We start from the raw sequence: 11,762 nt of genomic DNA, 5'->3' as shown, positions 1-11,762 counted from the left end.
CGCTCTTCGTTTACAAAAAGGAATCGCCTTGCGGCGGTTCTTTTTTTGTGTCTTTGGTTAAATAAAAAAGTCGTTCGAACGGTTAATTCCGTTCGAACGACTTTTGTTTTGGAATACTTAATCCACCTTGCGCCAATCCTTATCCATGATGAAGCGGGCCACGTAGAGGCCAAATGGTAGGAAAATCATGATTAGGGCTGCCTTGATCAACCAGGTGGCACCAACCCCGATGGCGTTCAGGCCAAGGTTGTAAATACCGCGGTAGATGTAAAGGCCGGGCACCATGATGACGATGGCCGGCACCGTCAAGGAAATGCGTGGGAAGACGGTGTAACGGTTGATGTAAGAAGCGGCCAGACCAGCGATCAAGGCGCCGATGAAGGCAGCGGCTGCGGGTGGTAGCTGGGACAGGTCAACCAATTCGAGTCGGGTGGTGTTAGCCACCGCTCCGATTAAACCGGCCGTCGCGGCCATTTTGAGCTTGGAGTTAAACATCAAGGAGAAGCCGAAGACCCCGGCAAAGGAGGCCAAGAGGCGGCAGGCAATCAGTGGATACAAACTCAGTCCCTGTGGCAAAAAGTTCTGCGGCCGCAGCCCAAAGAGCATGGCCAAGAGCCAGCCGACAAGGGTTGCTGAGAAGATGATCATCAGAGCAAAGGCCAATCGTTCCAGACCGGAACGCATATCGTTTTTAGACAAGTCCAAGATGGAGGTGATGAAGGGAAATCCTGGAATCACGAAGAGCATGGCACCGATGTAGCCGGCTTCGTGAGCAGAAGACAGTGGAAAGAGTGACCGCAACAAGAAGAAAGTCAGCACATAGGCCAGGCAGGCCGCGGCAACGCCAATTACCGTTGTGGCAACCGCGTTCCAATGCTTTTGTCCAAGACGTTTTCTCGTGAATTGTCCGAAAAAGGCACCGATGAAACAACCGAGCATCTCGACTGGTCCACCACCGAGTAAAAAGATAAAGCCGCAGCAGGCAAGACCCGCTGCGAGGCCTGCGCGAACGGGCCCGTAGTTACCGGGGCGCTTTTGAATTTTATCCAGTTCTTTGTGAGCAACTTGTGGCTTTTGGTCGGCGTACTTCACGGCAAATTGTTCGACAAAGTCTTCGATCAAGGTCATTTTGTGTGTGTTCACGCCGGTCGCCGCTAAGGAAAGCGACTCGGTAAAGGAATCGGCCCCGTCGAAGCAGGTGACGGTGATGGCTGTAAAACCGATATCAGCCGAAATGGTTAATTCTAGGGCGCGCGCCACCTTGTTCATGGCCGAGCGGACGCGCCAGGCCCCGGTTCCGGTCGATAATAATTGAATGCCGACACGACCAACAATCGATGCTCGGACTGGCAGTGCCGCTTCTCGAGCAGGATGGTCTTCCTTTTCGATGACTTTTTCCCAGCGAACCGCCATGTGCTGGTGCAAACGTTCAGGATGGGCCGTGTCGTTTAAGGCCGACTGTGTTGTTGTCGAATGCATGCTTGAAACCCCAATTCCTCTTCTTTCTAAAGTAGAAGGATATAGCTTTATGATAGGCTTCTCGAGGGTGATTTTCAAGGAGGAAAGGGCGTTGGTAGCGGTAATTCGATCAAAAAAAACCACCGCTGGCTGGTGGTGGTTTGGAATAAGAGTGAAAACGCTAATTCTTCATACTGTATCCATATGATAACATCATTTTTATCATCAGTTGAAGTGCTTAAAATTTACTGAACCCTTACCCTTTTCGGTAAATCGCTTCACCGGTGTTGCCGACGAGCAGGACGTCGCAGACGTTAATGAAGAGGCCGTGCTCGACGACGCCAGTCAGGGCCTTCAAGTCATTGGCTAACTTGGCCAAGTCATCGACACGGGAAATATCGATGTCGATGATGTAGTTGCCGGAGTCAGTCGTTAGGTAGTTGCCGTCTTCTTGCTGGCGGTAGACGGGCTTTAGGTCAAGTTCCTTCAAGTGGTTGTAGACGTGATGGACACCAAACTTGACAACCTCAACGGGTAATTTGTAGGAACCGAGCCGTGGATGACGCTTGGAAGAATCAACCACCCAGATGTTTTTCTGGGAATTCATGGCCACGATCTTCTCAAAGAGTAGGGCAGCACCGCCACCCTTGATGCCGTTTAGGTTAGGGTCGACTTCATCGGCCCCGTCCACAGTCACGTCGATGCGGTCAACCGCGTCGATGTCGACGACTTTTAAGCCAAAGCCAAGGGCCAACTGCTGCGTTTGACCCGAAGTAGCCACGCAGGTAATGTCCATGCTCTCCTCGTGGGCCTTTTTGGCCAGCAAATCGATGAAAATGGAAGCGGTCGAACCGGATCCAAGGCCGACGATGGCCTGGTTCGGAATCAGGTCAACGGCCATTTGAGCAGCTTTTACTTTATGGTCATTCACAGCAAATCCTCCATTAAAGTCACGTAATCTACCATCTATTATAGCAGACGGACGGTCCGTCCTTCGACGACTTTGACCATTTTTACTGTCAAAGTCGGTACTTTCTAGTAAAATAGGGAGAGAAGAAAAACGTTGTCAGACGAAAAAGGGATGACTATGAAAAAGCAAGTAACGATTGTCGGTTCAACGAACTTGGACCGGGTAACCCGCGTGCCCCGTTTGGCACAGTCGGGAGAGACGCTGTCGATTGGACAGCACCAAGAAGAAGTGATGGGTGGCAAGGGCTTGAACCAGGCCGTTGCCATCGCCCGTTCCGGAGCCAAGGCCAACTTTATTACCAAAGTCGGCAGGGACTTTGACTTGGGTGCACAAGTTCAAGAAGAAAACCTCAACCTGGACTATGTCTTGCACTCAGAAAAGTTTCAGACTGGGCAGGCCTACATCACGGTGTCAAAGGCGACCGGTGATAACATCATTTACGTCTATGAAGGGGCCAATGGTGACCTGTCCGCCAAGGATATCTGGGATCAGCAGGCGGCCTTGCAAGGGTCAGACTTTTGCCTGACCCAACTGGAGATTTCCTTGGAGACGGCCTTGACGGCTTTTAAGGAAGCGAAGAAGGCTGGGGTGACCACCGTTTTGAATCCAGCACCGGTACCGGACCAGGAGGACTTACCAACGTCCCTATTGGAACAAACTGACCTGATCATTCCAAATGAACACGAGGCGGCTTTGATTACCGATATTCCGGTAACGGACCGGGCTTCGTTGATTGCCAACGCCGACTTTTTCTTTGGGCTGGGGCTCAAGCACGTGCTGATTACTCTGGGTGACAAGGGGGCCTTTTACAAGGCTAAGGACGGCAAAGAAGTGATGGTGTCGGCAATTAAGACGACGGCCATTGACACGACCGCGGCGGGCGACACCTTCATCGGCGCCTTGCTCTCCCGCTTGTCCCCTTCCTTTGATAACATCGAAGGGGCCATTCGCTATGCGGTGGCTGCCTCCTCCATCACGGTGGCCTCGGCCGGCGCCTTGCCTTCAATTCCAAAGGAAGAAGCGGTGCTGTCGCAACTGCCAAAGACAAACTAAGCGGTCGGAGGGTTCATGAAGATTGAAGAGCTACAACTGAGACGCAAGGAATACTGGCTGTCACTGCAAGCAATTGATCGAGCAGATGATGAGACTTGGGCAAGGGGCGACGACGATGCCGAATCAGAAGAGGAAGCCGTGCTCGATTACCGCGTGCTTTGCTTTTCATACGAGGATTACTTGGTAATTGATTGGACCAAGACTTATCCTGGGCCAAACCCGCTGAACTTGATTGGGTCGCGCCTGCAAAATGCCGACTTGACCAATCTGACCAAGTCCCATGGCATCATCTCCTTTGAAACGCCGGGCGTTCGTGATCGGGCTACCTATCGGGTAAGGATTAACACGGTTCGTTCCTAAGGTAATCTAATGTAATTTTTCCAGGGCTCATTTGTTTTGAACGCTTGACATAGGCGTTTAGACGAGTAAGCTAGGGATTGAGGTTAAGACTATGAAGAAACTATTCTTATTTATTTGGAACTGGGTGGTGCCGATTGCCATTGGCATTCTCGCCTACCTGGCGATTACGACTTTCTGGGTGAACGTGGTGACCATTAATGGTGATTCGATGGATCCCAACCTGCTCGACCAGCAAAAAGTCGTGGTGCAAAAAACACAGAATTTGAAGCGTGGGGATGTCGTCGTCTTTGATGCCCGGCAAGAAGACCCCCGCATCAAGGCTGGTAACAAGGACTACGTCAAGCGTGTGATTGCCGTTGCCGGCGACACGGTTGAATACAAGGACGGCACCCTCTACGTCAATAATAAGAAGGTGGACGAATCCTACATTAGTACAGAAGAGCAAAACGCCGGAACGGCTTCCTCATTTGGTTCTTCCTGGTCATTGAAGACTTTGTCTTCAACCGGCCTCTGGGAGAAGAGCGACCAGAACAAGTCGGTCGTGCCAAAGGATAGCTACTTCGTTTTGGGTGATCACCGTTCGGTTTCAAACGATTCCCGTTACTTCGGTTTCGTTTCAAAGAAGCACGTCATCGGAAAGATTCACGTCCCATTCTGGTACTCAACAACCGTAAAGAACAACATCTCAAAGCAAGATCAACATTACTTTGCTTAGGATGACAAATGTCATAAAATAAAACCAGCCATTCGTTTCGAATGGCTGGTTTTGTGTCGCTAAATAATTGATAAGCGCCTAGAGTTCAGTGTTATCTCGGTGCTACCATTGACTGTACATTCTGTAGCGGACAAATCGATGACAATTAAAAAGAGCGATGAGTATTCATCGCTCTTTTTCGTTTAATCTTTTTTCTTTCTCGACCACCAGTGCTTCTTTTGGTCTTCTTCCATTTCGATACGTTGGACGCGGGATGTGACTTTGTCCAGCTGGGAGAGGGTAGCCATCTGCAGGTGTTGCTGCTGGTCGACCGTTGTTTGGGTCTTTTCCAGGTTGCGTTCGGCCTGTTCGAGAGAAGAACGCAGGGTGTCGATGTGATCTTGGCGATCTTCGAGTTGCTGATCCTTAAAGCCCAGTTGGGATTCGAGCATCTGCAGCTTCATCTTGAGCACTTCGATTTCGGCTTCCGTTTCGGCGTTTAATGAACCGAGATAAGCGTCCTTTTGGGGCTTTAAAGCCGCTAAATCGGCTTCCGTATAAGTCCCGTTTAAATCGATGCCACGTAACTTGGCCCGGTGAAAGAGTGTTTCTCGTTCAATGCCCAGGTATAGTAAAAGTTCGGCGGTTGAGCCGAAGGTGTAATAATCAATCATGTTTTCGCGTTTGACTTTCAAAAGAAAAACCTCCGTTTGAATCCGAAAAATCTTCCGGCGCTAGTCGGAGAAGTCTTAAAAGGCGAGAAAAGCGCCTCGTTGCTGAACTCCTCAGTTCCCTATTATACCAAAAAGTCCCGTCTGAAGGGTCCCTTGACTAGCCGTTTTCATTAGAACGGAGAAGTGTTAAGATTAGGGAAGTGATTAAAGGAGATTTTCTATGTTGGCAACCATTATTTTTAACGCCCTCTGGGTTGGTTTTCTGGGTGGCGTCTTAGCCTCCCTTGTTCGTGCGGGCTGGCAGCAACTCTTCCGCACGGAAGAAGCCACAAAAACGGAGGCGCTCTCGATTGGGGGCGGTGTCTTTATCGACTTTAGTCGGGGGCTTTTCTTGCTCATGTCGATTGTTTTAATCATCGTCTTCATCATCTGGGCTAACTATGATTCCAGCATTACGCAAGGATCGGGGACGCTCTTTGGCTTGATTGTTTGGATTGTCATTGACCAGAATTACAAGGTCGTTACAAAGCAAAAGCCCTTCTTCTGGCACCTGCCATGGCAACAGACCGTTGTCGAAATCATCGGTTTCTTGCTCTGGGGCTGGACTATGTACTTGGTAGCGATTGGATTGCCCATTTCAGGCGTTTACTTTTAAATTTAAACAGCAGTCGACCCACCGGTCGACTTTTTTTTATACGGAAAAAGTCGCTTTGTTCAAACTTATGAATGTTTTGAATAAAACGAACGCTTGTTCGTGCTTTTTCTTTGCAAAGCGGGTATGCCTGGTTATAATAGGGCCGAGACAGTGATTAGGAAATGGAATCAAACAAGTACCATGATAGGAGGAGAGAAATGGTTCTTGTACATCCCGCAGCAATTGAACAGTTTGATCACAAATGGATGGAACTTTCCTTCCGCCAAGAAATCCAAGAAGAGGTGGCGAATCGACTAAAGAAGGCCCGCCTGATACGCGGTTATTCGCAAACCGAGGTGGCCAATAGCCTGCACTTATCCCAATCGGCCATCTCTAAGTACGAGTCGGGGCAGGTGATGCCAGACCTGTTGGTCTTGCTGACTTTCTGCCATCTCTATGGCAACGAATTGGCTGCCTTCTTTGACTGCCCCTTCTTTCGGACCTACTTAGAGGATTTGCCACCCACGGAAATTTAAGCAGTAAAAAAGTCGTCACCGGTGATGAAACGGTGACGACTTTTTCATTTGTTTACTAAAAGCTTTATTCCGCAGCCAGAGCGTCAATTGGGTTGAGCTTTGCGGCGCGTCGTGCGGGAAGCAAAGCAGCCAGGAGGGAAATGATCAGGGCGATGACGAAGGCGTTGATGATGTTGCCTGACGTAATCTGAACGAAGGCGTAATCGGCTGTGCCCTTGAGCAGGCCGTTGATACCGGCCTGTGCCAGATAGGCAATGATGGTTGCCAAGGTTGCCGAAAGCAATCCGGTAATCAATGATTCAGAGATGAAGAGCCAGCGGATGTCACGCTTGGATTCACCCAAGGCACGCAGGATACCAATTTCCTTGGTACGGGCGGCAACGGACATGAACATGGTCACGATAATCATCAGTGCCGAAACAATCAAGGAGATGCCGGCAATCGTTGAAAGAATGGACGTGGCCAGGTTGACGTAGGTTTGAATTTGGCTAATCAAGCTTTGAATGGTTGATGTCTTGTAAAGTCGGGTTGAACCATCCTTGATTTTATCGATGGCCTTGGCCGTTTCTTCGACATTGTTCAAGTCGTCAACCTTGACATCGATTTCCGTCGGATCAGCGCTAACACCAGCAGCCTGGAGGGCCTTTTGAAGGGTTTGCGTGTTGATTGCATTAATTTGAGCAGCCTTGCCATCTGAGTGACCAATACCGGAAACAGTGGCCGTGATGTTAACAGTGACTGCAGCACCCTGAGCATTTTGTGTCTGATAAGACAGCGTTACCTGCTTACCAATGAGGTCCTTGTAATTGTTCTTGTTGAACTTTTCAGCGACTGCTGACTGATCCAACAGAATCTCGCCGTCCTTAGTAGGGGCGTGACCAGCCTTGATTGAGTCCTTGGAGAAGGAGTCGTTCCAGTTGGAAAGGGAGCGCATCTTCACGTTTTGGTTGTTATAGGAAACGTTAACGTTTGCCGCTGTGTAAGAGGCTTCCACCTTTGAAACGTGCTTTTGTTTCTTAATTTGGTTTAGCTGAGCCGTTGTGAAGGCTGGCGTATCGGTGCTAGAACCGAATGCAGTTGCGGAATCGTCATCATCGGATTTGACGTAGCGGCTAACCGACATGACCTGTGGGTTGGCCAACTTCGTGATTTGGCTAGACATGTAGCCAGAAATCCCGTTACCCAATCCGGAGAAGAGGATGACGGCAAAGAGGCCAATCGAGGTTCCCAAGATAATCAGGGAGTTGGTACCCAAGTTATGGCGGAAGTGCTTGAAGGCCGTCTTGATGGAAGCACGACGTGGCAGGGCACGGGAAGGAATCATTTCCTTATCCTGCTTTTCATAGGCTGGCTTGATGCGGTCGTCTGACTCAATTTGGCCATCGGCTAAGCGAACGATTCGCGTACCAGCATCAGCAACGGCCTGCGAGTGGGTAACCGTAATGACCAGGCGACCTTCGGAAGCGATTTCGTTCAAGAGCGCGAGGACTTCCTTGGTGTTTTGGGCATCCAGGGCACCGGTCGGTTCATCGGCGATGATGACTTTGGGGTCGGAAGCCAAGGCGCGGGCGATGGCGACACGCTGTTTCTGGCCACCAGAGAGCTGGTTCGGGTACTTTTTCATCTGGCCGTCTAAGCCAACCTTGGTCAAGAGGTCCTTGGCCCGTTGTTCTCGTTCCTTCTTTGACAAAGTCGTCATGTCAAGTGAAACCAAGACGTTGTCCAAGACGGACAGGTGGGCAATCAGGTTGTAAGACTGGTAAATGTAACCAATCGTTTCCCGACGGTACTTATCCAGGGCTTTTTCCTGCTTGTGGTCGAGCTTCTTGCCATCAACAAGCACTTCACCATCGAAGTTGCGATCAAGGCCGCCGATGATGTTCATCAACGTCGACTTACCACCACCGGATTCCCCGAGAATGGAAACGAAGTCGCCCAAATCAAAGTCGAGGTCGATTCCCTTTAAGACCGGAAATTCTTGGCTGCCCAAGAAGTAGGACTTATGAATGTTTTTCAGTTCTAAAAATGCCATGCTTTTTCCTTTTCTTTCTTCAAATTCCCTAACAGTGTAACAAATTTTACAAGAAGAAGGGCTGGTTTGGGCGCAAGAAATCCAAACATCGCAAAAATCCGAACGACAAAATGGTGTCTAGTTAATTGTTTGCCTTTTTTCAATACGATTTAAAGAAAGTCTCTTGTATCTTAGCCTTTCTCGTACTAAAATTAGAAAAACGTTTTGGCAGAGAAAATGGAGAGAGAAGCAAAATGGCAAATTTGGATCGTATCGTAGCATTTTCAGAGGCGACTTTGGGCGGGGATGCCTCCGGCCATGACTTTTACCACGCGCAGCGCGTGGCGGACTGGGGCGTGAAATTCTTCTTAGAAGACCATGGAAAAATCACGGCAGAAGAAGAGGCGGTTATTCGGGCCGGTGGTCTCTTGCATGACACTATTGACGATAAGGTGGTCGATGACGTGCCTGGGCAGATTGAAAAGGTGGAAAAGCTGTTGATTGAAAACGACTTTTCCAAAGAAGAAGCGGCCGACGTCATGGATACGATTCAGCACATGTCCTATTCGGCTAACTTGGTGCAGCATTATGAACTTTCGAAATTGGGCCAGTACGTGCAGGATGCCGACCGGATTGAATCGCTTGGTGCCATTGCCATTGCCCGGACTTTTGCCTATGGTGGTGCCAAGGGCCGAGTCTTGGCCGACCCCAAAGTCCTCCCAGTCAAGGACCTGAAAGACAAGGCAACCTACCGAAAGAACGAGAATCCGTCTGTCAATCACTTTTACGAGAAGATTTTCAAATTGCCTGCCCAGCTGAACACGCCGGCCGCCCGTGTTGAGGGTGAAAAGCGCAAGGAATTCATGAAGGACTTCTTGAAGACCTTGAATGCTGAAACCGGCCTCTTGGCCGACCCGGCTTTTGATTTGGATAAAGTCTAAAAAATACTTTGTTGAAAAAGGACCGAAAGGTCTTTTTTATTTTGAGAAATTGACAGCTGAGCAATATATGATAAAATATTCATGCAATAAACAGATGAATTTAAATTCATGAATTGGATGCAAGAGGACTAAATGAACATTTCACTCCTGACACTGACCTTTTTAGCAGTTAACCTCGATTTCTTTATCATGCTGCTTTTCCTACTAAAAAAGTACCCCTTCGCTGCCGTCCTATCGGCCTATCTGGCGGGAAACCTTCTCTTAATGCTGGTCAGCTTCCTGGCCGGGCAGCTTTTACAGGCTTTCTTTCCGGAATGGTTGCTTGGCCTGCTTGGCTTCATTCCGATTTACTTGGCCCTTTTCGATGATGACGAGGAGGAAGGGAAGGTTAAGGGAAAGTCGCCCTTCAGCTTGGTTCTTTTTACTTACCTGTCGGTTTGTGCTGGCTGCAACCTCGCTATTTTCTTACCGGTATTGCTTAGTGAAAGTTGGCTCATTTTTGGTGAAACGCTCCTCTACATTGGCATGCTGACGGTCATCATTGTTTTCATCCTGTGGGCCATTGCCAATCACAAAGTCGTGACAGCTTTGATTGATCGTTTCGGTGAAAAGCTCATGAAGCTTTGCTACATTTTAATCGGACTTTACGTACTGATTGATTCCGGCTTTCTGGCACACCTATACAAAATCATCGTAAAAGTTCTTTAAGACAGCAAAAAAGCGATTCACATTGTGAACCGCTTTTTTATTTTGTTTGAAATTAACCCTTGAAAACCCAGGCATCGCCGTTTTGGGCGAGCAAGTCGTCGGCTTCCTTTGGTCCCATCGTGTCGGAATCGTAAGGGAAGAGTGGGGCTTTGTCTTCGGCATAAACATCAGACAGAGCGTCAACAAACTTCCAGGCCGTTGCCACACCGTGCCAGTCGGCAAAGTTTGAACCGTTACCGTCCATGGCATCGTGCAACATCCGTTCGTATGGCGCTGGCGTTTCCGCCTTTTGCTTGTCCGTTGGGGCCCAGTTCAAATCAATCAGCTGCGTTGAGAAGTTGTCGGAAACTTCCTTGGCGTTCATTGACATGGTGATGTGGGCGTCTGGTGAAACTACGATTGAAAGCACTGTTTCTTGTGGTTCCTGTTGGCCACCGAACTTGAAGGCACCGGCCTTGAAGACAACGTCAATACGGGTCGTCTTAGCGGCCATGCGCTTACCGGAACGAATGTAGAAGGGAACGCCTTCCCAACGTGGCGTGTTGAAGTGCAACTCGCCGGCGATGTAGGTGTTGGTCTTGGAATCCTTTGGCACATCGGGTTCGTCCGTGTAGGCCACGTGACCAGCAACCGTCTTGCTTGCTTCGTACTGTCCGCGAACAAAGTAGCGGTTAGCACCCTTTTCATCGTAGATTTCCAAAGATGAGAAGGCCGCGTTTTTGGCATCGCGAATGGCAACGTCGGAGAAGTCCTTTGGTTCTTCCATGGCCAACCAACCGATGATTTGCATCGTGTGGTTTTGGATCATGTCCAAAAGGGCACCGGCCGTGTCGTAGTAGCCAGCTCGTTCTTCAACACCGAGTGTTTCGGCCAAAGTCACTTGGACGTTCTTGATGTAATCCTTGTTCCAGGCCGTGTTCAACATTGGGTTGCCGAAACGAAGTGGGGCAATGTTCATGACCATTTCCTTACCCATGAAGTGGTCGATACGGTAAACCTGGTCTTCGTTAAAGGCCGTCGTTAATTCGTTTTGCAATTGTTCGGCCGTTTCGTATGACGTTCCGAAAGGCTTTTCAATCATGATGCGGTTGTAGCCCTTGTCGGCCATCAGGCCTTCGGACTTGAGGTATTGCGCGATTGTTCCGAAGAAGCGTGGGGCAACGGCCAAGTAGAAGATCCGGTTGCCTTCCACGCCAAACTTATCAGAAGCGGCTTCGATTTGGTCGTGCAGACCAGCGTAGCCAGCAGCGTCGGTTACATCGGAAGCGATGTAGGAGAAGTGCTTCAAGAATCCTTCAACCTGGTCCTTGTCCTGGCCTTCTGAAATCGATGTGCGGACCATGTCTTGGTATTCGGCGTCAGACAATTTCTGACGGGAAGTACCAACGATGGCGAAGTGTTCCTTCAGGTAACCCTTCTTGTACAAGTTAAAGACGGATGGGTACAGCAGGCGCTTGGCAAGATCACCCGTGGCACCGAAGAACGTAACTAAGGTTTGTAATTCATTCACCATAAGATTCCCCTTTTTTCTCTTTTTCTCTATCCACTACATTATAAACGATACGGGGCTAAAAAAACAGGGGTGAATCCCAAAAAAATCAGAAAATGAAACCGTTTACTTTATTTATGGGCCGGCTTTTTTCGAAAATCCGAGACGGGAGGGGGACAAGCCTGTTAGAATGGTCTTTATAGACTTTTAACGATTTCAAAAAATGAGAAAAAG

General features: G+C 49.2%; 12 protein-coding genes. 7 read left to right on the top strand and 5 right to left on the bottom strand.

Translation table 11 applies throughout. The features are described from left to right. Positions 1 to 117: 117 nt before the first annotated feature. Entirely contained in the window at positions 118 to 1,413 is a 1,296-nt protein-coding gene (locus tag G6R28_RS05695) for a threonine/serine exporter family protein (RefSeq protein ID WP_238479373.1), read from the bottom strand. A gap of 301 nt (positions 1,414 to 1,714) precedes the next feature. Beyond that, positions 1,715 to 2,389, bottom strand: a complete 675-nt coding sequence (rpiA, locus tag G6R28_RS05690) for a ribose-5-phosphate isomerase RpiA (protein ID WP_213793277.1) — start codon at positions 2,387 to 2,389, stop codon at positions 1,715 to 1,717. 156 nt (positions 2,390 to 2,545) lie between these two features. Between rpiA and G6R28_RS05685 the strand changes: the two genes are divergently transcribed. The 3 genes from G6R28_RS05685 (at position 2,546) to lepB (ending at position 4,556) form a co-directional block, all read left to right on the top strand. Continuing rightward, on the top strand, positions 2,546 to 3,481 hold the full coding sequence (locus tag G6R28_RS05685; RefSeq protein WP_213793276.1) for a ribokinase: 936 nt from the start codon (positions 2,546 to 2,548) through the stop codon (positions 3,479 to 3,481). 15 nt (positions 3,482 to 3,496) lie between these two features. Next, a complete protein-coding gene (locus tag G6R28_RS05680) occupies positions 3,497 to 3,841 on the top strand; it encodes a hypothetical protein (RefSeq protein ID WP_213793275.1) in 345 nt (114 codons plus the stop codon). A gap of 91 nt (positions 3,842 to 3,932) precedes the next feature. Beyond that, positions 3,933 to 4,556 (top strand): signal peptidase I, encoded by a 624-nt coding sequence (gene lepB / locus G6R28_RS05675; protein ID WP_213793274.1) that lies wholly within the window; start codon positions 3,933 to 3,935, stop codon positions 4,554 to 4,556. 182 nt (positions 4,557 to 4,738) lie between these two features. Here lepB and G6R28_RS05670 read toward each other — a convergent pair whose 3' ends face one another. Beyond that, complete coding sequence (locus G6R28_RS05670) at positions 4,739 to 5,230, bottom strand: hypothetical protein (protein WP_213793273.1); 492 nt, start codon at positions 5,228 to 5,230, stop codon at positions 4,739 to 4,741. Between the two features lie 199 nt (positions 5,231 to 5,429). Here G6R28_RS05670 and G6R28_RS05665 point away from each other — a divergent pair, with 199 nt between their 5' ends. Further along, positions 5,430 to 5,864: a DUF1440 domain-containing protein gene (locus G6R28_RS05665; RefSeq protein ID WP_213793272.1), complete on the top strand. Its 435-nt coding sequence runs from the start codon at positions 5,430 to 5,432 to the stop codon at positions 5,862 to 5,864. Positions 5,865 to 6,061: 197 nt separating this feature from the next. Further along, on the top strand, positions 6,062 to 6,379 hold the full coding sequence (locus G6R28_RS05660; RefSeq protein ID WP_213793271.1) for a helix-turn-helix domain-containing protein: 318 nt from the start codon (positions 6,062 to 6,064) through the stop codon (positions 6,377 to 6,379). Positions 6,380 to 6,443: 64 nt separating this feature from the next. Here G6R28_RS05660 and G6R28_RS05655 read toward each other — a convergent pair whose 3' ends face one another. Next, a complete protein-coding gene (locus G6R28_RS05655; protein ID WP_213793270.1) occupies positions 6,444 to 8,411 on the bottom strand; it encodes an ABC transporter ATP-binding protein/permease in 1,968 nt (655 codons plus the stop codon). Positions 8,412 to 8,644: 233 nt separating this feature from the next. On the opposite strand from G6R28_RS05655, the gene G6R28_RS05650 reads away from it, so the two are divergent. Both G6R28_RS05650 and G6R28_RS05645 read left to right on the top strand, forming a co-directional pair. Next, positions 8,645 to 9,331, top strand: coding sequence for an HD domain-containing protein (locus G6R28_RS05650; RefSeq protein ID WP_213793269.1), 687 nt, complete (start codon positions 8,645 to 8,647; stop codon positions 9,329 to 9,331). A 132-nt stretch (positions 9,332 to 9,463) separates the two neighbouring features. Beyond that, positions 9,464 to 10,039, top strand: coding sequence for a cadmium resistance transporter (locus G6R28_RS05645; RefSeq protein WP_213793268.1), 576 nt, complete (start codon positions 9,464 to 9,466; stop codon positions 10,037 to 10,039). Positions 10,040 to 10,091: 52 nt separating this feature from the next. On the opposite strand, the gene zwf is transcribed toward G6R28_RS05645, so the two are convergent. Next, positions 10,092 to 11,552, bottom strand: a complete 1,461-nt coding sequence (zwf, locus tag G6R28_RS05640) for a glucose-6-phosphate dehydrogenase (protein WP_213793267.1) — start codon at positions 11,550 to 11,552, stop codon at positions 10,092 to 10,094. Positions 11,553 to 11,762 lie beyond the last annotated feature (210 nt).

Source organism: Fructobacillus papyrifericola (genome assembly GCF_018437235.1).
GTDB classification, from domain to species: domain Bacteria; phylum Bacillota; class Bacilli; order Lactobacillales; family Lactobacillaceae; genus Fructobacillus; species Fructobacillus papyrifericola.
This window is presented reverse-complemented; position numbering and strand designations above follow the sequence as displayed.